Source organism: Pseudomonas sp. Soil_N_39 (assembly GCF_057655955.1).
This window is the reverse complement of sequence record NZ_JBDGLI010000004.1, coordinates 105901-124333: the sequence shown is the minus strand read 5'-3', so window position 1 is coordinate 124333 and position 18433 is coordinate 105901. Positions and strand designations below refer to the sequence as shown.

General features: G+C 60.8%; 25 protein-coding genes. 17 read left to right on the top strand and 8 right to left on the bottom strand.

Annotation, left to right across the window (positions count from 1 at the left end):
• Window positions 1-72 precede the first annotated feature (72 nt).
• The 3 genes from AC3A5O_RS07710 to AC3A5O_RS07700 form a co-directional block, all read right to left on the bottom strand.
• Entirely contained in the window at window positions 73-696 is a 624-nt protein-coding gene (locus tag AC3A5O_RS07710; RefSeq protein WP_487753035.1) for a hypothetical protein, read from the bottom strand.
• Between the two features lie 75 nt (window positions 697-771).
• Window positions 772-1179, bottom strand: coding sequence for a hypothetical protein (locus tag AC3A5O_RS07705; RefSeq protein ID WP_487753034.1), 408 nt, complete (start codon window positions 1177-1179; stop codon window positions 772-774).
• A 16-nt stretch (window positions 1180-1195) separates the two neighbouring features.
• Window positions 1196-1639, bottom strand: coding sequence for a helix-turn-helix domain-containing protein (locus tag AC3A5O_RS07700; RefSeq protein ID WP_487753033.1), 444 nt, complete (start codon window positions 1637-1639; stop codon window positions 1196-1198).
• A 98-nt stretch (window positions 1640-1737) separates the two neighbouring features.
• Between AC3A5O_RS07700 and AC3A5O_RS07695 the strand changes: the two genes are divergently transcribed.
• The 8 genes from AC3A5O_RS07695 to AC3A5O_RS07660 all read left to right on the top strand — a co-directional run bounded on the left by AC3A5O_RS07695 (window position 1738) and on the right by AC3A5O_RS07660 (window position 8206).
• On the top strand, window positions 1738-1974 hold the full coding sequence (locus AC3A5O_RS07695; protein ID WP_204126644.1) for a DNA-binding protein: 237 nt from the start codon (window positions 1738-1740) through the stop codon (window positions 1972-1974).
• Between the two features lie 217 nt (window positions 1975-2191).
• Window positions 2192-2494: a helix-turn-helix domain-containing protein gene (locus AC3A5O_RS07690; protein WP_186642575.1), complete on the top strand. Its 303-nt coding sequence runs from the start codon at window positions 2192-2194 to the stop codon at window positions 2492-2494.
• 10 nt (window positions 2495-2504) lie between these two features.
• The gene (locus tag AC3A5O_RS07685; protein ID WP_487753032.1) at window positions 2505-3431 is read left to right on the top strand and encodes a hypothetical protein; all 927 of its coding nucleotides are present in this window, start codon (window positions 2505-2507) and stop codon (window positions 3429-3431) included.
• Window positions 3432-3434: 3 nt separating this feature from the next.
• Complete coding sequence (locus tag AC3A5O_RS07680; protein WP_487753031.1) at window positions 3435-5189, top strand: transposase family protein; 1755 nt, start codon at window positions 3435-3437, stop codon at window positions 5187-5189.
• The gene (locus AC3A5O_RS07675; protein ID WP_487753030.1) at window positions 5189-6370 is read left to right on the top strand and encodes an ExeA family protein; all 1182 of its coding nucleotides are present in this window, start codon (window positions 5189-5191) and stop codon (window positions 6368-6370) included. The genes AC3A5O_RS07680 and AC3A5O_RS07675 overlap by 1 nt, the downstream gene beginning before the upstream one ends.
• A 1-nt stretch (window position 6371) precedes the next feature.
• Window positions 6372-6692, top strand: coding sequence for a hypothetical protein (locus AC3A5O_RS07670; RefSeq protein WP_487753029.1), 321 nt, complete (start codon window positions 6372-6374; stop codon window positions 6690-6692).
• A gap of 31 nt (window positions 6693-6723) precedes the next feature.
• Window positions 6724-7086, top strand: a complete 363-nt coding sequence (locus tag AC3A5O_RS07665) for a Mor transcription activator family protein (protein WP_186642580.1) — start codon at window positions 6724-6726, stop codon at window positions 7084-7086.
• A 259-nt stretch (window positions 7087-7345) separates the two neighbouring features.
• Window positions 7346-8206, top strand: coding sequence for a CAP domain-containing protein (locus tag AC3A5O_RS07660; RefSeq protein ID WP_305481825.1), 861 nt, complete (start codon window positions 7346-7348; stop codon window positions 8204-8206).
• Between the two features lie 154 nt (window positions 8207-8360).
• Here the strand turns inward: AC3A5O_RS07660 and AC3A5O_RS07655 are convergent, their stop codons facing one another.
• The 4 genes from AC3A5O_RS07655 to ggt form a co-directional block, all read right to left on the bottom strand.
• Window positions 8361-8993, bottom strand: a complete 633-nt coding sequence (locus AC3A5O_RS07655; RefSeq protein ID WP_122568532.1) for a Vgb family protein — start codon at window positions 8991-8993, stop codon at window positions 8361-8363.
• 34 nt (window positions 8994-9027) lie between these two features.
• Window positions 9028-10248, bottom strand: a complete 1221-nt coding sequence (locus AC3A5O_RS07650) for a helix-turn-helix domain-containing protein (RefSeq protein WP_487753028.1) — start codon at window positions 10246-10248, stop codon at window positions 9028-9030.
• A 157-nt stretch (window positions 10249-10405) separates the two neighbouring features.
• Window positions 10406-10939 carry a cysteine hydrolase family protein gene (locus tag AC3A5O_RS07645; RefSeq protein WP_122568530.1) on the bottom strand — a complete coding sequence of 178 codons (534 nt, stop codon included), beginning with the start codon at window positions 10937-10939 and terminating at the stop codon, window positions 10406-10408.
• Between the two features lie 40 nt (window positions 10940-10979).
• Window positions 10980-12707, bottom strand: a complete 1728-nt coding sequence (gene ggt / locus AC3A5O_RS07640) for a gamma-glutamyltransferase (protein ID WP_122568529.1) — start codon at window positions 12705-12707, stop codon at window positions 10980-10982.
• Between the two features lie 165 nt (window positions 12708-12872).
• Here ggt and AC3A5O_RS07635 point away from each other — a divergent pair, with 165 nt between their 5' ends.
• Window positions 12873-13304: a GNAT family N-acetyltransferase gene (locus AC3A5O_RS07635; protein ID WP_122568528.1), complete on the top strand. Its 432-nt coding sequence runs from the start codon at window positions 12873-12875 to the stop codon at window positions 13302-13304.
• 262 nt (window positions 13305-13566) lie between these two features.
• Here the strand turns inward: AC3A5O_RS07635 and AC3A5O_RS07630 are convergent, their stop codons facing one another.
• Window positions 13567-13917, bottom strand: a complete 351-nt coding sequence (locus AC3A5O_RS07630) for a hypothetical protein (protein WP_122568527.1) — start codon at window positions 13915-13917, stop codon at window positions 13567-13569.
• A 141-nt stretch (window positions 13918-14058) separates the two neighbouring features.
• Between AC3A5O_RS07630 and AC3A5O_RS07625 the strand changes: the two genes are divergently transcribed.
• The 8 genes from AC3A5O_RS07625 to AC3A5O_RS07590 all read left to right on the top strand — a co-directional run bounded on the left by AC3A5O_RS07625 (window position 14059) and on the right by AC3A5O_RS07590 (window position 18328).
• Window positions 14059-14319 (top strand): hypothetical protein, encoded by a 261-nt coding sequence (locus tag AC3A5O_RS07625; RefSeq protein WP_060741573.1) that lies wholly within the window; start codon window positions 14059-14061, stop codon window positions 14317-14319.
• Between the two features lie 2 nt (window positions 14320-14321).
• The gene (locus AC3A5O_RS07620) at window positions 14322-14651 is read left to right on the top strand and encodes a DUF6388 family protein (protein WP_122568526.1); all 330 of its coding nucleotides are present in this window, start codon (window positions 14322-14324) and stop codon (window positions 14649-14651) included.
• A gap of 206 nt (window positions 14652-14857) precedes the next feature.
• Window positions 14858-15250: a sulfurtransferase complex subunit TusD gene (gene tusD, locus AC3A5O_RS07615; RefSeq protein WP_487753027.1), complete on the top strand. Its 393-nt coding sequence runs from the start codon at window positions 14858-14860 to the stop codon at window positions 15248-15250.
• Complete coding sequence (gene tusC, locus AC3A5O_RS07610) at window positions 15250-15612, top strand: sulfurtransferase complex subunit TusC (protein WP_122568525.1); 363 nt, start codon at window positions 15250-15252, stop codon at window positions 15610-15612. Before tusD ends, tusC begins: the two co-directional genes overlap by 1 nt.
• Window positions 15612-15905 carry a sulfurtransferase complex subunit TusB gene (gene tusB, locus AC3A5O_RS07605; protein ID WP_063320500.1) on the top strand — a complete coding sequence of 98 codons (294 nt, stop codon included), beginning with the start codon at window positions 15612-15614 and terminating at the stop codon, window positions 15903-15905. The genes tusC and tusB overlap by 1 nt, the downstream gene beginning before the upstream one ends.
• Window positions 15902-16237 (top strand): TusE/DsrC/DsvC family sulfur relay protein, encoded by a 336-nt coding sequence (locus AC3A5O_RS07600; RefSeq protein WP_122568524.1) that lies wholly within the window; start codon window positions 15902-15904, stop codon window positions 16235-16237. Before tusB ends, AC3A5O_RS07600 begins: the two co-directional genes overlap by 4 nt.
• Window positions 16234-17235 (top strand): glycosyl transferase family protein, encoded by a 1002-nt coding sequence (locus AC3A5O_RS07595; protein WP_487753026.1) that lies wholly within the window; start codon window positions 16234-16236, stop codon window positions 17233-17235. Before AC3A5O_RS07600 ends, AC3A5O_RS07595 begins: the two co-directional genes overlap by 4 nt.
• Window positions 17236-17323: 88 nt before the next feature.
• Window positions 17324-18328, top strand: coding sequence for a glutathione S-transferase family protein (locus AC3A5O_RS07590; protein ID WP_460082920.1), 1005 nt, complete (start codon window positions 17324-17326; stop codon window positions 18326-18328).
• The last annotated feature ends 105 nt before the right edge of the window (window positions 18329-18433 follow it).

Here is an 18433-nt window from a genome sequence, read left to right as displayed (position 1 = left end):
TTCCCATACGTTGATCGCCCTCTTTAAACCAAATGCCAGACCGAGATCAGGACTGGCTTAACTCAGGACAGGTCAACAGCTCTTCCTTGGTTTTGGGATCAACGGTGAAGGATGTAAGGCATTCACCGCCGTCGGCATTTTGGTCGTGCGTTGTGGCGGTGTCGATGGAGGGGTCGCGCTTTTCAGGCATTCGGCTCGGTTGGCGTTGTACTCGTCCAGATTGCTTTGGATCGCGCCAGGAGTTGTTTCTTTGCCCCCTTGTCGAGCAGCACTGACTTGGGCCTGCCACCAGCTATTGGCAAAGATGGCGGCTGAGCTGCACCGGCCTAATGGCTGGAACACAGAATGACCAAACTGCACGCGGCCGTCTTCAAGTAATGATTTGAATACTCGGCTGTGAGCTGACAGTTCAGCCAGGTTGTTGGCTTCGAGCATTTGAGCGCTCTGAGCCATGGCGCTGTCCAGTTTTGACAGGTATTGGGTTGCATCGGCCAGTGCTTGTGCACTGGCGCGGGTGTAGCGAGCCGTGGGGCGTTGTACTTCAGATTCGATGCTGTTTGGGGAAACGTTCGGTTCGGGTTTGTTCGGTAGGACCCAGTACACCATGAGGATTGCGATGGCACACCAGCCGATGATCAGTGCGGTCTTTTCGGTGGTGGGCCGATCTTTCCAGGGGATGTTCTGTTTTTCGGGCATTGAAAGTTCCTTTTAGAGTGTTTGTGGTCGTCCCTGACCGGTTGCTAGTTGGGCCACGACCCAACGTCTTAACGCTTAAGGCAGAAAATCCCTGATGCAAAAGCTCAAGGTGGCTATGCCTACGCAGCAGATACAGATTTTCAGGACTTGTAAGTATTTTCGTTCAAGGCGGGCCTGTTCTTTTTTGTGTTCCGCGACGTTGTCATGGCGGTGCAAGTTGTAATCACAATGCATGCACAGCTGCGTGTAACGCCAGGTGTTACGTTGGCATTGCGGGCATTCTCGGGCGCGGTCGCTGCCTTCTGGTGGGGGTTCTTTGGTGGTCTTGATGTCAAAGGTCTGATGGCCGAGGTTGATGTGCCCCCGATTGCCTTTGATTTTGATGGTGAGCTGGTGATCTTTTCCTTCCTTGGGGAGGTTTTCGATTTCCTCAGAAAGCCTGGCCGACAGATTTTTTACCAGGTATTCGTCCTCTCTTCGCATAGAGCTCCTTTGCTATTTAGCGATTTACTACCAACTTCAATATTCGCTCAACACGTGGTTGATCAAATCCTTGATCGTCACCCAGCGTGTTGTAGACCTCTGCGGCCACTTCGGCCAGTTTTTTTGCCGGCCAGCGTCGACCGGCTTGTTTGGCAGCGCCCTCTAGCATTTCGATGATGCGGCAGAGCTTTTCGCCATCGATGGGCGTCCAGGCCTTGGCGGGCGTCGTGACGGCGATTTTTTGCCCTGTGATGATGAAGTACATGTCTGCGCCCGCTTTGGTGATGGCGCTCATGTAGTTGGCATCAGGCACACGTTCGCCTGCTTCGTAGAGCATCTGCGTTTTTTTCGTCACGCCGGCCAGTGCTGCGAAGTCGGTCTGGTTGAGGCCAAGTCGCGTTCGTTCGGCGCGCAGCCGCTCACAAAAAGAAACCATTCGGTTGCCAAAAAGCCTTTTCATGGGAACCGATTGGTTCCATTATCAATTCACACCGTCCGACCACGAACGGCAACTTAGTCGGCACCCAAGTGGCGCCATCAGCCCCCCGGAGTGAACCCATGGAGCTACGTACAGCAGATCAGGCCCGAGCTGAGCTTAAGGCCAAAGGTATCTCGATTACCCAATGGGCAATCGCGAATCGTTTTTCACCCAACCTGGTGTTCGAGGTGTTGGGTGGGCGCAAAAAATGTGTACGGGGTCAGGCCCATCAGATCGCGATCAAGTTGGGTCTTAAGGCCGGAGAAATTTGTACTGATCCGGCGGCGGCCCTTGAGCTCAACCGTTTTGTGGCGTGAGGCTCGTGATGAAAAATCATATCGGTAATTTGGAATCTACCGCTTTAAAACCTGGGCCGCGTGGGTACGCAGAACAAAAAAAGAAACTTCCTACAAAAAAACCACCAATTCACACCTTTTTCGTTGTTTTCAACACCTGCCGGACCCCACCGCGAGTCGGGGCCAAGGGGGTTGAGGTTGTCAATTTACCTGAAATGTTTATGCCGGAGGCGAGGTTATGAATCGCTCGGTGTCGGCGGCCGCACGTGTTTTGCGTGCGCTGAAGGCGTTGAAGGGCCACACGGTGACGGGGTTGAGTAATGCGGAGTTGGCCCATCTGACGCAGGACAGTCCCAGCAATATCACGAGAGCGATGCAAACACTGATTGAGGAAGGCCTGGCGGTGAAGCTGGATAACGGCCGCTTTGCCCACTCGGTGGGTGTGTTGCAGATCGCGCAGGCGCATGCCGAGCACATGGCTCGTTTGACGGGCCGCATGCAGGAAATCAATCAGCGTATTGCCGCTGGGTCGATTGTTTAAGGAGGGTTGTATGGCACGGAGCAAGAGCACACCCGCGGAGGCACTGGCGTTGCCTGTTTTGGACGGGGTGATGTTGACGGCTGATCAGAATGCGATGGCTGCACTGCAGGCCTCACACAGTGAAGAGTGCGACACGGTGAATCAGTTGCTGGGCCAGGCGCAAATGGCCGGGGTGTTTGAGGCGTTTTCCCGCACGGTGCGGACGTCGAAGTTGGCGTTTGTGAAGGAGAACAAGCTGTATCGAGGCTTGGCCGGGCGTAAGAGTCCGCACGGTGCGGGGACGTTGAGCGGTACGTGGGATGAGTTTTGTGGGTTGCTGGGGCGCTCGGTTGATCAGGTGGATCGGGATATCGCGAATCTGCGGGCCTTCGGTGAAGAGGCGTTGGACTCGATGTCGCGTATGGGGATTGGTTACCGGGAGTTGCGCCAGTATCGGCGATTGCCGCAGGACCAGCAGGCGGCGTTGGTTGAGGTGGCGAAAGCTGGCGATAAGGAGGCGTTTGTTGATCTGGCCGAGGAGATGATTGCCAAGCACACCAAGGAGAAGGAGGCGCTGGGCCGGCGACTTGATGAGGCGAAAGCCGATTACGCCGCGCAAAGCGAGGTGATGGCGAAGAAGACTGGCGAGTTGGATAAGGCTCGGCGGGAGTTGGAGTTGGCTCGCAAGCGGATTCAGGTGATGCCTGCCGATGAGGCGGCGAAGGCTTTGCGTGCGGAAGTATCGGCGATCGCTTATGAGGCCGAGGCCAGTGTGTTGGGGCCGCTACGCGAGGGGTTTGCGAAGTTGGAGGCGTTGGCTGTCGGTGGCGAGGATCACCGTGTCTTTAGGGCCGGTTTGATTCGGCAGTTGGAGATTACGCTGGGGGCGGTTCGCAGTGAGTTCAATTTGCTTGATCAGGCGGATGGTGCGGCCTGGATGACGACTGCGGAGGCCTGACTGATGAATCCGGTACACATTGAGCAGTTGATGCAGGTCGCACGGCGCGCTGATGCGGCTGTGCATGGTGAGCGTACGGCTATTTATGAAGCTGGGGCGCTGGCTTTAGGGGTGTCGATTTCTACCCTGCAACGCCAGTTGAAGGCGGTGCGTTTGGCGAAGCCGCGAAAGCGGCGCAGTGATGCGGGTTGCAGTGCGTTGCCGCTTAAGGAGGCGCGGTTGATTTCGGCAGTGTTGTTGGAGTCTATCCGGGCGAACAATAAGCAGTTGTCGACGATTGAGCGGGCCGTCGAGCGCTTGCGCAGTAATAACTTGGTGATGGCTGGCAGGTTGGATGAGGCTACGGGTGAGTTTCGACCGTTGAGTCGCAGTGCGATTAGCCGGGCGTTGCGCGCTTATAAGTTGCATCCCGAACAACTGTTGCAGGACGCGCCGGCGGTGTCGTTGGCGAGTCAGCATCCCAATCATGTCTGGCAGATTGATGCTTCGATCTCGACGCAGTTTTATCTGGCCGATGATGGCGCTCGGGTGATGAACAAGGCCGAGTTTTACGACGGCAAGCCTGCGAATCTGAAGAGGATCGAACGTCAACGACTGTGGCGGTACGTGATTACCGATCACACGAGCGGCACGTTGTATGTGGAGTATGTGTTGGGCGCAGAGTCGGCTGAGAATCTGTGCAGTGTGTTGATTAATGCGATGCAGAAGCGCAGTGAGTCGGACCCTTTTCATGGGGTGCCTTGGGTGCTGATGACGGACCCTGGGGCGGCGATGACGAGTGGTATTTTTCGCAATCTTTGCCGTGTTCTGTCGGTTGATTTGATGATTCATAGGCCCGGTAATGCGCGGGCCAAGGGTCAGGTTGAGCAGGCGCACAATATTGTTGAGCGTGAGTTTGAGAGCGCTCTGAAGTTTCAGGCCGCCACGAGTCTGGAGCAGATCAATGCGTGGGCCGGTCAGTGGATGCGGTATTTCAATGGGACGTCGATTCATACCCGCACGCGGCGTACCCGGTATGGCGTTTGGCAGTTGATTAAGCCGGAGCAGTTGCGCCTGGCGCCCAGTGTTGAGGTGTGCCGGGAGCTGGCGGTGAGTACGCCGGAGAGCCGCAAGGTGAGCAATTTGCTGCGGGTTTCGTTTCGGGGCTCGCAGTTTGATGTGAGTTCGGTGCCTGGAGTGATGGTGGGTGAACAGCTGCTGATCACTCGCAATTGTTGGCGGGATAAGGACTCCGCTATTGCGGTGCTGGTGGGCGATGACGGGCGTGAGTGTTATCACGTGATTGAGCGCGTTGGGGTGGATGCGTTTGGGTTTGCCGAGTCGTCTGCGATGCTCGGTGAACGGTATAAGCGCCACGCTGAGACGCCGGCCCAGGTGTCGCGCAAGGTGTTGGAGCAGATTGCGACGGGTACGAGCAATCAGGCCGATGCGCAGGCCGCCCGCAAATCGAAGGCCGTGCCGTTTGGTGGGCTGATCGATCCGCATAAGCATGTCAATGACACTGTGCTGCCGGCTTATTTGCCGCGGCGTGGTACGCATCTGGATTTTGATGCTCCCACTGTTGAGATTGCCCCGCTGAGTCATGTTGAGGCGGCGAAGCTTCTGCGTCCGCGTTTGGGCAATCTTTGGTCGGCTCAGACGTTTGGTTGGTTGCTGACGCGGTTTCCAGAGGGTGTTCCCCAAGAACAGATTGAGGCGGTTGAGGCTGAGTTGAAACGGCCCGCTGAGGTCATGCGCCATTCGATTGGAGTTGAGTGATGTTGAAGCTGAAAAGGATTTTGCAGGATGTGGGGCGGCCTCAGGCAGCGTTGGCCCAATCGCTGAACTTGAGTTGCGCAACGATTGCGCAGTTGGTGAACCACAACCTTTGGCCTCGCCGTCTTGACGGTGAGGTTTTGCGGGGGCGCATTCGGGGGTTCTTGGCGGAGTCCGGCGTCAATGATGCCGCTATTGCTAATGCTTTTGATGAAGTGGATCGGCCGTACGCCAATACGGCAGGCTCGGCCCTTGTGAAGGGGCCGTCCGGGGAGGAGGAATCGATGTTATTGCCTAAACAAGTACTGCAACCAGCCACACGCAAGGCTTTTGGCTTGTTTCGTGATCCGTTTGATGAGTTGCAGTGTGCGCAGGATATGTGGGTGAGCCCGGAGATTCGTTATGTGCGTGAGGCGATGTATCAGACGGCCCGGCACGGTGGGTTTCTGGCGGTTGAGGGGGAATCGGGAGCCGGTAAAAGTACGCTTCGCCGGGATCTGGTGAACCGCATTGCCGAGAACAATGATCCGGTGATGATCATTGAGCCGTATGTGTTGGCCTCCGAGGATAACGACGCTAAGGGCAAGTCGTTGAAGAGCACGCATATCGCCGAGTCGATGATGGCGGCTGTTGCGCCATTATCGAAGCCAAAAAGTAGCCCTGAGGCGCGTTTCGCTCAGGTCCATAAGGCGTTGAAGGAGTCGCATGCGGCTGGGTATCGCCATTGCCTGGTGCTTGAGGAGGCGCACAGTTTGCCGGTTCCGACGTTGAAGCACCTTAAGCGCATCCTGGAGTTGGAGATCGGGTTCACTAAGTTGGTGAGCATCATCATGATCGGTCAGCCCGAGCTGGGGGTGAAATTGAGTGAGCGCAACGCAGATGTGCGTGAGGTGGTGCAGCGCTGTGAGCGGGTCAAGTTGATGCCGGTTGGGCATTCACGTTTGGCGGAGTTTTTGACGTTCCGCTTTGATCGGGTTGGCAAGGTGCTGGGGGACGTCATTGATGAGGGTGCCATTGAGGCGATTGCGGCGCGGTTGTCTCAGCCGACTCGCTATGGGGGGCGTGATGGGACTGTTTCGCTGCTTTATCCATTGGCGATTGGCAATTTGGTGATTGCGGCGATGAACTTGGCAGCTCAGTTGGGTGTGCCGAAGGTAACCGCCGATGTTGTTAAGGGGGTTTGAGATGGATTCTCTGGATTTGGTAAGGGATGCAGCGCCGGTCAAGCCGTTGAGTATTTTGACTGAGGCGTTTCCGGCGCAACTGGCCGCGTTCAATGAGTTGACTCGTGACATTCGTGAAGCTGGGGTTTCGATCATGCTTTTGGTGTTTTTGGACAATAGGATCTTTATCGAGCAGGACAGTCTTGGGCTGTTCATGCGCCGATTTGGATCTCAGCTGAGGGGGATTCGCTATTCGCCTGCGGGACCTCTGACCTGTAACACCGTGACCGTTCGGGGCGTCGATGTGGCTTGGTTCACGCCAGTGAAGGAGCAGGAACAATGAATCTGGCCCTTGATGCTGCGGTGACTGCTGTATGAGTGACTTCCGAAGCAAGGGGCCGGAACTGCTGGTTGATCTGACCGAACACGTTGCGGCTGCGCTTGGCGAGTTGGTGTCGATGGATGATGAGGCCGCTCGCCATGTGGCCAATGAGGTCGCCGATCGAATGGCGGCGCATTGGGGTGGGCAGAATGTCTATTTCCCCATGGGGCTGGCGGGCAAGCTGAGCCGACGGGATCGGCAGATCTACGAGGAGTTCAACGGCACCAATCAAAGCGATCTGGCGCGCAAGTGGGGGGTGTCGCTTCAGTGGATCTATAAGATCGTTAAGGCGGTTCGAAAGGATGAGATCGCGCGTCGTCAGGCCGATATGTTTGCCCCGCCAGTCGATGACTGAGCGGGGCGCTTTCATTGCACTGGTTGCAACGGTATTGCATAGGCTGTCCCAGTTTGTGCCAGCCTAGCCCGGAATAGCCCGGATTTATCTCGCTTATGCGGTAGGATTTATCTCAACCCTCAACATCCTGAAACTTGTTCCCAACCCCACAGTCCTACCCCAGCCGTGAAAACCTCGCCAACCTGCAGCGACCCGTTTTCCAGCTGATCGGCGCCAAGCCTGGCGCTAAAGCAACTCCCCCTCTTGAGCCGCTCGTCCCATGCGCCACCCTGTTCGCTCTTGCCGTTTCGTTTCGCTGTGCCTGCTGACCCTGCTTCCCCTATTCACCAGCCCCGCCCATGCCCGTGGCGAAGGGCAGTTGGTGGAGGCTATCAACGACTTCCGTAGTGAGTCCCGCCGCTGTGAATGGCGCACGGTGCGGGCCACGCCGCCGCTGGTGCTGCGTTCGAGCCTGGGTTTGCCGATCGGCTTTCGCGGTGGCCTGCGGGAAACCTTGCACGACGCCGGCTATCAAGCCCGGGCCGTGCGCAGCATCCGCCTGACCGATGCGCGGGATGCCGAAGAGGCCTTCGAGATGCTGGCCGACCAGCATTGCGCGGCGCTGCTGGACAACCAATACGCCGACATCGGCGTCAATCGAGTCGGTGATGAATGGCGCGTGGTGCTGGCGCAGCCCATGGGCGGCACGCGGATGAGCGACGTGAGCTCGGCGGACAAGACGCTGCTGGCCCAGGTCAATGCCGCCAGGGCCAAGCCCCGGATGTGCGGACGCCAGCGCTTTGCGGCAACTCGGCCGGTGAGCTGGAACGCCGCGTTGGGCACCGCTGCCCAAGCCCACAGTCGGTCGATGGCACGGGACAATTATTTTGCCCATCGCGACCCGAACGGGCGTTCCACCTCCGATCGCGCCAAGAGCGCCGGCTTTCGCGGACGTAAATTGGGCGAAAACATCGCCGCCGGCCAACGCTCACCGAGCCAGGCCCTGCACGATTGGCTCGCCAGCCCCGGGCACTGCGCCAACCTGATGAACCCGATGTTCACCCAGATGGGCGCAGCGTCCGCCAGCGATTCACGAAGCGATGCGGGGGTGTACTGGACGATGGTGCTTGGCGCGCCATGAAAAACCATTCCCGCTGTTGAGCCATCGGCTGTTGTGGCGAGGGAGCTTGCTCCCGCTGACTTGCGAAGCAGGCCCAAGGCATTTGCGACCGCTTCGCGCTCGAGCGGGAGCAAGCTCCCTCGCCACAGGGGGGCTATGACAAATCTGCCAGCATTCACGCCGGCCGACGCACCGCCCTCACCTTGCCACTGCCACCGCCGCCACAGAAAAACCGATCGGCCCCGTCGGACTCCAGTCCCGACACACCGATCCCTGGCGGCATCGTCACGCTTTCCAGCACTTGCGCCGTTTGCGGATCGATGCGCCGCAGGTCACTCTCGTCGTTTTCCCAGGTGCCATGCCAAAGCTCGCCATCGACCCAGGTCACGCCGGTGACGAAGCGGTTGGACTCGATAGTGCGCAGAATTCTGCCGTCGGCGGGATCGATCTGCAGGATCTTGCGCGCTTTGTACTGACCGACCCAGAGCGACCCTTCGGCCCACGCCAGGCCGGAATCGTCCCCGCTGTTGGGGGCCGGGATCGTCGCCAAGACCTGGCCGGTGCGGGGGTCGATCTTGCGGATGCTGTCACCGGCGATCTGGAACAGATGTTCGCCATCGAACGCCGTGCCCGCATTCGCCGGGACATCGAGGGAATGCACGGTCTGGCCGCTGGCGGGATCGAGTGCGTGCAGTTTGTCGCCCGACGCGAACCAGACGCGCTCGCCGTCATGGCTCACGCCGTGCACGCAATCAACGCCCGGAAACGGGCCGTATTCACGCAGGATTTGTGCCTCTGAACGTTTCATCTCACTCGCCTCATCGGTGGGGGTTGAGTGCATCCTAGCCATCGGATGGCAGTGCAGTGAGTAACAATACCGTCGCGAATCCAGGCATCGGTGGCGCCATCCAGCGCCGGGCCCTGGCGCGCCCGAACGACTGCGCCTTGCCGGCGGCGGCCAGGGTTTCCAAGGCCCGCTGCACGCTACGCTGGCTGATGTCCAGGGCCAACGCCAGGGCCGAACTGGACCAGGCTTCGCCGTCGGCCAGCAACGCCAACACCGCCCCGTAGGGTTCCTCGACGGGGCGCGTGAGCACCACGACCTCATCGGCCTGCCGCGGCACCAGGGTAAAACCGCGCGGGGTAGCCTTCACCTCCGCCAACGGGCGAAGCATCGCTCGCAACCGACCCATCTCGACCCGCAGCCGGGCGCGATGGGACTCATCCGTCAGCTTCAAGCCAAAGGCCTGGGCCATGAGCGCTGCCCTCGACACATCGCCGGGCCAAGCTTGCGCCAGCCCACATATCAGGGCGAACAACACCGGGCGCCGGGACAGGTTGAGCTGAATGCCAGCGCCACTGACCCCATAGCGGCATGCGTCCACCACCAGCGCCGTCCCGGCCAACAGCGCTTGTACCTCTTCCAGCACGAGCAAACGCTCTTCGCCTCGGGCGATCAGACGCGCGACGGGCGTGCGCAGCAGTTGCCAGGCGCTGTCAATTTCGGCGCTCAGCGCGCCGATTCCCGCTTGCCGTGCGGCGTGCCCGGCCCGTTCGAGGGCGGCGTGGGCGGTCTGTGTTTGCAACCGCCGCATGGCGATTCCCGCGGCCACTAACTCGCAAGCCGCCCGTGATGCCAAGGGCAGGCAGGCAAGATCCAGCTCGACGAGTTTGAGCTCGGCCTCGTCAAGTCGACCGATCAACAACAGCCGGCGGATTTCGATCGTGCGGGCATGCGCGACGTTGGCTCGATCGCCGTGGGTTTCGAGCACCGCCCGCGCGGCGTCGAGGCGTTTCATCGGCCAAGTCAGGTCGCGGGACGCCAGGGCAATCTCGCCTTCGGCGATTACACAGCGCGCCCGTGCCACGGCCTCCTTGGGCCCGAAGGCCGCGCTCGCCCGACGCATCAGGGCCCGGGCCTTGGCCAGATCGCCCAACTGCGCCATGGCGATGCCGCGAAGCGCGAGGGCCGGGGCATCGTTGCGCAAGGCCACGCGATTGAGCGCGGCCACGGGATCGCCCGCTGCCAATGCTTGCGCTGCCGTGGTGATCTCGTCATTCATGAACGATAACCTTTGTGGCGAGGGAGCTTGCTCCCGCTGGACTGTGAAGCAGGCCCAAGGCATTTGCGACCGCTTCGCGCTCGAGCGGGAGCAAGCTCCCTCGCCACAGGCTTGCCCCAGCCCAAACCTGCGCCGCACTCAGGCTGTGGGTAATCGGTTACAGGCGGATCTCAGCAGCCGGCATAACATCAATCCGCGACACCGCACTGCTCAGCCGCCCCAGCCGGTTGTTGTGGTTGGCGATGATCTGCTCGGCCGCCATGCTGCCATTGTCCACGGTGGAGTGGGCGTCGGCCGCCAGGACCACGTCGTACCCCAGGGCATGGGCCTGGCGCACGGTGGCATTGACGCAACAGTCGGTTTGCAGCCCGCAGATCACCAGGCGGTCAATGCCTCGTGCCTGCAGCAAGGGTTGCAGGTCGGTCTGGTAGAAGGCATCGGGCGTGGTCTTGCGCACCCGCAGGTCATCCACCGCAGTCGACAGGCCGTCGGCCAGTTGCCAGCCGACAGCGCCATGGGTCAGCGCCCCTTCCAGCTCTTCATGCTGGATCAGGATCACCGTCCGGCCGAGCGCCCTGGCCCTGGCACCGAGGTCACTGATGGTCCGGATGATGCGCTGGCTGTCGAAGCACTCCTCTTCGCCGCTGCACAGCGCGTTCTGGACATCGATGATCAGCAATGCGGTGTTCATGACCTTCCCTCTTCAAACCGTGTTGGAGCCGCGCACTCCCTCAATAACCCAGCGACAACCCGGTGTTGCGACGGGGGTCGTTGGCGCCATAGAAGCGGTTCTTGCCCACGGGCTTGCCGCCCAATGACGGCGCGCCAACCAGAATCGCGGCAATGTGGTTGGGATCCTGCGGGCCGGCAAACTTGTGCCCCCAGCTCTCCAGCAGCTTCTGGGTATCAGGGCTGGCCGCGAACGTCTCCAGGTTGGTCTCCTCCGGCATCCACTGTTGATGGAAACGCGGCGCATCGACTGCTTCCTGGAGGTTCATGCCGTAGTCGATCACGTTGAGGATGGTCAGCAACGTCGCGGTGATGATCCGGCTGCCGCCCGGGGTGCCCACCACCATGACTGTCTTGCCGTCCTTGGTGACGATGGTCGGGCTCATGGACGACAGCGGCGCCTTCCCTGGCGCGATGGCGTTGGCCTCGCCCTGCACCAGGCCATACATGTTGGGCACGCCGACCTTGGCGGTGAAGTCGTCCATTTCATCGTTGAGGATCACCCCGGTCTTGCTGGCCATGACGCCGGCACCAAACCAGTCGTTCAGGGTGTAGGTGACCGAAACGGCGTTGCCCCACTTGTCGACGATGGAGTAATGGGTGGTATTGCTGCCCTCATGGGGCGCCACGCCAGGCTTGATCTTCTGCGAGTCGCCGGCCTTCTGCGGTTCGATCGCGGCCCGCAGCTTGGCGGCATAGTTTTTATCCAGCAGGTGGTCGATGGGGTTCTTCACGAAGTCCGGATCACCCAGGTAGCTGTTGCGGTCCACGTAGGCGTGGCGCATGGCTTCGATCTGATAGTGCATGCCCTGGGCCGAGTGGAACCCCAACTCCTTCATCGGATAGCCGTCGAGGATGTTCATGATCTGGCACAGCACCACCCCGCCGGAACTGGGCGGCGGTGCCGAGATGATGTGGTAGCCGCGGTAGTCGCACTCCACCGGGGCCAGCTCGCGGGTCTTGTACTTGTCCAGGTCGGCCTGGGTGATGATGCCTTTGTTGGCCTGGCTGGAGGTGACCAGGGCATCGGCGACCCAGCCCTTGTAGAAGCCGTCGGCGCCCTTGGCGGAGATTTCCCGCAGGGTCTTGGCGAGGTCTTTTTGCACCAGTTTCTGGCCGACCTGCATGGGCTCGCCGTTGCTCAGGAAGATCGCCCCGGAGTCGCGCATGTCCTTCTTGAACACATCGGTGGCGGTTTCCAGCAGATCGACATCGCCCTGTTCCAGGGTGAAGCCTTCCTCGGCGAACTTGATGGCCGGGGCGATCAGTTCCGCCCGGGGTTTACTGCCGTACTTGCTCAACGCCAGTTCCATGCCGGACACGGTGCCGGGCACGCCTACCGCCAGGTGGCCGCGGGTACTGAGCTCGGGCACGACGTTGCCGTCCTTGTCCAGGTACATGTTGGCGGTAGCGGCCAGAGGGGCTTTTTCGCGGAAATCCAGGAACGTCTTGCGACCATCGGCCAGTTGCAGGGTCATGAAACCACCCCCACCCAGGTTGCCCGCCGCCGGATACACCACGGCCAGGGCATAGCCCACCGCCACCGCCGCATCCACGGCATTGCCGCCGTTCTTGAGCACGTCGACCCCGACATGGGTCGCCAGGTGCTGGGCGGTGACCACCATGCCGTTCTCGGCGGCCACCGGCGCTTGGGAAGCGGCGTACGTCGATAAGCAACCGAGGGTCAATGACGTAGCGATGAGCGTTCGAGCTAAGGATTCGAACTTCATGAGTCGGTCTCTTCTTGTTTTTAGGGATAGGGATCGCTTCAAAAGCATTAGGCAGTATGGCCCGATTTGCGTAATGCGCCTGTTCGCTCGTCGACCGGATGACGTCACGACAACCTTTGGGATAGGCTCCTGCGGTTCATCCCTCAACGCATAAGGACATCGCCGATGACGCTACGAATCGAACGCACCGACACGCCCACCGACGAAGAACGCCAAGCCATCCTCGCCCCGCTACGCGCCTATAACACCGCCAAGACCGGTGGGACGGTGCCTGAACTGGTGGCCTGGCTGGTGCGGGACGAACAGGGCGAAATCGTCGGGGGACTCTACGGCCGAGTGTTTTTTGGTTGGCTGTATATCGAATTGCTGGTGGTGCCGGAACAGGCCCGGGGCCAGGGCACCGGCTCGACCCTGATGCAGATGGCCGAAGAACTGGCCCGGGAGAAAAACTGCGTGGGCATCTGGCTGGACACCTTCGACTTCCAGGCCCCGGCGTTCTACCGCAGACACGGCTTCACGGAAATCGGCCAGATCGACGACTACCCGCCGGGCCACCAGCACTTCTTCTTCCAGAAACGCCTGACGCCCTCTGACTGAAACCCAACCCCTGTGGGAGCGAGCTTGCTCGCGATGGCGGTGGGTCAGTCGACAGACATGTTGACTGTAGGATGGCTATCGCGAGCAAGCTCGCTCCCACAGGGGGATTGCGGTGGATGGCAATCTTTCGGCCACCCAGGACCAGTGTGGGAGCGGGCTTGCTCGCGAAAGCGGAGCATCAGTCGACAAAAATGTTGAATGGTTAACCGCTTTCGCGAGCAAGCCCGCTCCCACATTCGATCCGGTGTTCAACTCGAGTTGCTTATAGACACGTCGCCAACGCCGCCAACCGGCGCTTGGCCACGAAGTCGTCATGCTTGGCGTAATAGCTCAACTCGGTGCCCGTCGCACCGGCGTGCAAGTCGACAAACGACTCGGCGGAGCGAGTATAGACCGTCGAGCCGCCCTTCTTGCCCGTTTGCAGGTAGGCGCCGGCATCGACACCGAATACCGCTTCGTCCTGCCAGGAAAATTGCACACACTGGGCCACGACCTGTTCCGGTTTGTCCGAGGTCAGGGTCTTGTAAGGGGCCTGGGTCCGAGCCTCGTTCATCGCCGAGCCCGCGCAGCCGGCCAGCAAAGTGGCGGCCAGGGCCACCGTCAACATTCGCATTGCGATCACTCATCGAGAAAAAAACGGACTGTAGCACTGCGGCCCAAGCCATCGTGCTGCTTTACTGAAATTTACCCGCGACAGCGAGCACCGATTCACGCAATCTGTCGCGCCATTGCCACCAGCCACGCGGAACACTCCATGACCCCCAACGCCGAGTTCTACAAGCCCACCCCGGAATATGCCGACAAACTGATCAGCCAGATCGGCCAGACACCTTCCTGGATCGCCAAGCGAATCGGCGTCACCGACAAACGGATTCGCTACATCCTCGACGGCGAACGTACCGTCAAGGGCGAAACCACGCCGATCCAGATGACCTACACCGAACAATTCGCCCTCGAATGCCTGGCGGCTGCGGCCAAGGCCAGCAAGAAACAGTCCTCGTCTCCCAAGGAGTGACCATGGCGGCAACCGAACAGCAACACGAACGGGCCTTGGAAAAGTTTCTCGATGAGCGCCCCGAACTGCGCCTCGAACTGGACCACCTCAACCCACTGCTGGCCCAGGCCAAGGGCGAGACCACCGCGCAGTACCGTGCCGAGCGCTTGCATGAAGCGTTCGAAGCCGAGGCCGAGCGCCTGGGCCTGTTTGCCTGGGAACTGACCCTGCAACTGACCGCCGCCTCGCCTGAGGAGTACCAGGCCCAGCGCCTGGAGGTGCACAGGGAAGTGGCGGAAATGGCCGGGATGGAATGGGTGGAGTATTGCGAGTTGCATGGCCTCAAGCAGTAGCCTGATCACACGCCCATCTGTGGGAGCAAAGCTTGCTCGCGATACAGGCGCCTCGGTTTTCCGGAGACCGCATGGCCCTCATCGCGGGCAAGCCTTGCTCCCACACAGACCTCGCTGCACAAGCCTTGCTCCCACACAGGCATACACAATCGCCCCCCCGCCCATAAAGCTTTATCATGGCCGCAGTTTTGCTGATCGGGTCTGTCATGAAGTTCGCCATTGCGCTGTTTTCCGCCGCCCATGCGCCCTCCTCGCGCCGTGCCTTGTTGTTTGCCCAAGCGGCGCTGTCGGGTGGGCATGAGATCGTGCGGCTGTTTTTCTATCAGGACGGCGTCTATAACGCCTGCGCCAGTGTCGTCACGCCCCAGGACGAACAGGACCTGCCCCAACAATGGCGCGCCTTTGTCAGCGAAAACCAGCTCGACGGCGTGGTCTGCATCGCGGCGGCGTTGCGTCGTGGCGTGTTGAACGAGGAAGAAGCCCAGCGCTACCAGCGTTCGGCGGCCAGCGTCGAAGCGCCCTGGGCCTTGTCCGGACTGGGCCAGTTGCACGATGCGATCCAGGACGCCGACCGCTTGATCTGTTTTGGAGGCGCGTGATGGCCAAGTCTTTATTGCTCATCAGCCGCCAGGCCCCCTGGTCGGGCCCGGGTGCCCGTGAAGCGCTGGACATCGTCCTCGCCGGCGGGGCGTTCGACCTGCCCATCGGCCTGCTGTTTCTCGATGACGGGGTGTTCCAGCTCAGCGCCGGCCAAAACGCCAAGGCAGTCCAGCAAAAGGACCTGAGCGCCAACCTGCAGGCATTGCCGATGTTCGGCGTCGAGGAACTGTTCCTCTGCGCCGACAGCGCCGCCGAACGTGGCGTTGCCAGCGCTGCCCTGGCGCTGGGCGAGGTGAAAGTACTGAACGCGCCGGACATCGCCGCGCTCATCGACCGTTACGACCAGGTGATCACCCTCTGATGTCGACTTTGCATGTGTTGTCTCATTCGCCCTTCGGCGATAACCGCCTCGCCAGTTGCCTGCGGGTGCTGGGCAATCAGGATGCGCTGCTGCTGTGCGGCGACGCGACGTATGCGTTGCAGCCGGGCAGCCCACCGTTTGCAGTGCTGCAGGCCGCCGGCGTGAATCTGTTCGTGCTCGCCGAAGACCTCCAGGCCCGCGCCCTGGACACGCCAGACTGGGCCGAAGCCATCAACTACTCAGGTTTCGTCGAGCTATCGATCGAGCACGACAAGGTCAACACCTGGCTATGAACACGCTGAACGTGGGCGACCGCGCCATCGCGCTGGACAAGGACGGCTACCTGGCCGACCTGGACGACTGGTCGGCCGAAGTCGCCACGGCCCTGGCCACCGCCGAGGACATCGAGTTGAGTCCCGAACACTGGGAGATCCTCGAACTGCTGCGCGGTTTCTACGACGAATTCCAGCTCTCCCCCGCGACCCGGCCGCTGATCAAGTACACGGCGCTGAAACTGGGGGCGGACAAAGGCAACAGCCTGCACCTGAACCGATTGTTCAAAGGCACTCCCGCCAAACTCGCCGCCAAGCTGGCGGGCCTGCCCAAACCGACGAATTGCTTATGACCGACTTTCCAGCACTGACCCTTGAGACCCCGGCCGAACACCCGTTCGCCCAATTCGTGCGCATCCTTGGCAAAGGCAAGCGCGGCGCCCGCAACCTGACCCGCGAAGAGGCCCGCGAAGCCATGGGCATGGTGCTCGACGAACAGGTTGAGGACACCCAGCTGGGCGCCTTCCTGATGCTGCTGCGGCACAAGGAAGAAAGCGCCGAGGAAATGGCCGGCTTCACCGAAGCCCTGCGCGAACGCCTGGTGGTCCCGACGTTGACGGTGGACCTCGACTGGCCGACCTACGCCGGCAAGAAGCGCCATTTGCCGTGGTACCTGCTGGCGGCCAAGTGCCTGGGGCAGAACGGCGTGCGGATTTTCATGCACGGCGGCGGCGCCCACACCGCCGGTCGCCTCTACACCGAACAATTGCTGGGCCTGTTGCAGATCCCACTGTGCCGGGACTGGCAGCAGGTCGGCAGTGCGCTGGACAACGGCGGCCTGGCCTTCATGCCGCTGGTGGACTGGGCGCCGCAGATGCAGCGCATGATCGACCTGCGCAACACCCTGGGCCTGCGCTCGCCGATCCATTCCCTGGCACGGATTCTCAACCCACTGGCCGCCCGTTGCGGCTTGCAAAGCATCTTCCACCCGGGCTACCAGGCTGTGCATCGCGATGCCAGCGGCTTGCTCGGTGACACTGCCATCGTGATCAAGGGCGACGGCGGCGAGATCGAGATCAACCCGGACGCCGACAGCCACCTGTACGGCACCACCGGCGGCGCCAGTTGGGACGAAGAATGGCCGCGCCTGGCCGAGCAGCGCCACGTCAAACCGGAGAGCCTCGACCCCGAGCACTTGAAGGCGATCTGGCGTGGTGACGTCGAAGACAGTTATCCGCAATTGACGCTGATCGCCACCATGGCGTTGGCCTTGCGTGGCCTGGGCGATACCCGCGACGAAGCGTTCGACAAAGCCCGGCAGTATTGGGAGGCCCGGGACCGATCGATTTAACCGATCATCAACGCCCAACCTTTGCGCTTTTAGTTCGAACCTAACGGAATAGACTCGCCTCCAACGTTTATTGGCCGAGGAGATCGAGATGGGTTTGTTAGTCGAGGGCCGCTGGCAGGACCAGTGGTATGAAAGCAAGGACGGCACCTTCCAGCGCGAACAGGCGCAGCGCCGTCACTGGGTCACCGCCGACGGCAGTGCCGGCCCCTCGGGCGAGAGCGGGTTTGCCGCCGAGGCCGGGCGCTACCATTTGTATGTCTCCCTGGCCTGCCCCTGGGCCCACCGCACGCTGATCTTTCGCAAGCTCAAGGGCCTGGAAGACTTGATCGATGTCTCGGTGGTCAGCTACCTGATGCTGGAAAATGGCTGGACCTTCGACAAGGCCCACGGCTCCACAGGCGACAAACTCGACGATCTGCAATTCCTGCATCAGCGCTACACCGCCGACACGCCAGACTACACTGGTCGCGTCACCGTGCCGGCGCTGTGGGACAAACAGCAACAGCGCATCGTCAACAACGAATCGGCGGAAATCATCCGCATGTTCAACAGCGCCTTCGATGGCTTGACCGGCAACGACCTGGACCTGTATCCCGAGCACCTGCGCCGCGATATCGACGCGCTGAACGAGCGGATCTACCCGGCGGTGAACAACGGTGTCTACCGGGCCGGATTCGCTACGACCCAAGCGGCCTACGAAGAAGCATTCGACGGTTTATTCGCCGAACTGGACCGGCTGGAGGCCTTGCTGGCAACCAAGCGCTACTTGGCCGGCGAATACCTGACTGAGGCGGATATCCGCCTGTTCACCACGATCATCCGCTTCGACGCGGTGTACTTCGGTCACTTCAAATGCAACCTGCGGCGCATCGCCGATTATCCGAACCTGTCGAACTGGCTGCGGGAGCTGTACCAGTGGCCGGGCATTGCCGAGACCGTGGATTTCACCCACATCCAAGGCCATTACTACGGCAGCCACAAGACCATCAACCCCAATGGGATCGTGCCCAAGGGGCCGAAGCAGGACTTTACGCTCGCCCATGATCGGGAAAGGTTGAGTGGGAAAGGGATTTGGCGTGGGGTTAGGGGCTGATCCGGGATTTTCGCTGTATTTGAGGGCCTCATCGCGAGCAAGCTCGCTCCCACAGTGGACTGTGTGCAACCGCAGATTCATGGTTGAACACGATCAATTGTGGGA

Excerpts from the sequence above, each read along its gene's own strand:
- AC3A5O_RS07695 (WP_204126644.1), top strand. The coding sequence starts at position 1,738 with ATGGAGCTACGTACAGCAGATCAGGCCCGAGCTGAGCTTAAGGCCAAA.
- tusD (WP_487753027.1), top strand. The coding sequence starts at position 14,858 with ATGAAGTTCGCCATTGCGCTGTTTTCCGCCGCCCATGCGCCCTCCTCG.
- AC3A5O_RS07630 (WP_122568527.1), bottom strand. The coding sequence starts at position 13,917 with ATGCGAATGTTGACGGTGGCCCTGGCCGCCACTTTGCTGGCCGGCTGC.
- AC3A5O_RS07635 (WP_122568528.1), top strand. The coding sequence starts at position 12,873 with ATGACGCTACGAATCGAACGCACCGACACGCCCACCGACGAAGAACGC.
- tusC (WP_122568525.1), top strand. The coding sequence starts at position 15,250 with ATGGCCAAGTCTTTATTGCTCATCAGCCGCCAGGCCCCCTGGTCGGGC.
- AC3A5O_RS07675 (WP_487753030.1), top strand. The coding sequence starts at position 5,189 with ATGTTGAAGCTGAAAAGGATTTTGCAGGATGTGGGGCGGCCTCAGGCA.
- tusB (WP_063320500.1), top strand. The coding sequence starts at position 15,612 with ATGTCGACTTTGCATGTGTTGTCTCATTCGCCCTTCGGCGATAACCGC.
- AC3A5O_RS07625 (WP_060741573.1), top strand. The coding sequence starts at position 14,059 with ATGACCCCCAACGCCGAGTTCTACAAGCCCACCCCGGAATATGCCGAC.
- AC3A5O_RS07655 (WP_122568532.1), bottom strand. The coding sequence starts at position 8,993 with ATGAAACGTTCAGAGGCACAAATCCTGCGTGAATACGGCCCGTTTCCG.
- AC3A5O_RS07700 (WP_487753033.1), bottom strand. The coding sequence starts at position 1,639 with ATGAAAAGGCTTTTTGGCAACCGAATGGTTTCTTTTTGTGAGCGGCTG.
- AC3A5O_RS07690 (WP_186642575.1), top strand. The coding sequence starts at position 2,192 with ATGAATCGCTCGGTGTCGGCGGCCGCACGTGTTTTGCGTGCGCTGAAG.
- AC3A5O_RS07595 (WP_487753026.1), top strand. The coding sequence starts at position 16,234 with ATGACCGACTTTCCAGCACTGACCCTTGAGACCCCGGCCGAACACCCG.
- AC3A5O_RS07645 (WP_122568530.1), bottom strand. The coding sequence starts at position 10,939 with ATGAACACCGCATTGCTGATCATCGATGTCCAGAACGCGCTGTGCAGC.
- AC3A5O_RS07670 (WP_487753029.1), top strand. The coding sequence starts at position 6,372 with ATGGATTCTCTGGATTTGGTAAGGGATGCAGCGCCGGTCAAGCCGTTG.
- AC3A5O_RS07620 (WP_122568526.1), top strand. The coding sequence starts at position 14,322 with ATGGCGGCAACCGAACAGCAACACGAACGGGCCTTGGAAAAGTTTCTC.
- AC3A5O_RS07685 (WP_487753032.1), top strand. The coding sequence starts at position 2,505 with ATGGCACGGAGCAAGAGCACACCCGCGGAGGCACTGGCGTTGCCTGTT.
- AC3A5O_RS07650 (WP_487753028.1), bottom strand. The coding sequence starts at position 10,248 with ATGAATGACGAGATCACCACGGCAGCGCAAGCATTGGCAGCGGGCGAT.
- AC3A5O_RS07710 (WP_487753035.1), bottom strand. The coding sequence starts at position 696 with ATGCCCGAAAAACAGAACATCCCCTGGAAAGATCGGCCCACCACCGAA.
- AC3A5O_RS07600 (WP_122568524.1), top strand. The coding sequence starts at position 15,902 with ATGAACACGCTGAACGTGGGCGACCGCGCCATCGCGCTGGACAAGGAC.
- AC3A5O_RS07665 (WP_186642580.1), top strand. The coding sequence starts at position 6,724 with ATGAGTGACTTCCGAAGCAAGGGGCCGGAACTGCTGGTTGATCTGACC.
- AC3A5O_RS07705 (WP_487753034.1), bottom strand. The coding sequence starts at position 1,179 with ATGCGAAGAGAGGACGAATACCTGGTAAAAAATCTGTCGGCCAGGCTT.
- ggt (WP_122568529.1), bottom strand. The coding sequence starts at position 12,707 with ATGAAGTTCGAATCCTTAGCTCGAACGCTCATCGCTACGTCATTGACC.
- AC3A5O_RS07660 (WP_305481825.1), top strand. The coding sequence starts at position 7,346 with ATGCGCCACCCTGTTCGCTCTTGCCGTTTCGTTTCGCTGTGCCTGCTG.
- AC3A5O_RS07590 (WP_460082920.1), top strand. The coding sequence starts at position 17,324 with ATGGGTTTGTTAGTCGAGGGCCGCTGGCAGGACCAGTGGTATGAAAGC.
- AC3A5O_RS07680 (WP_487753031.1), top strand. The coding sequence starts at position 3,435 with ATGAATCCGGTACACATTGAGCAGTTGATGCAGGTCGCACGGCGCGCT.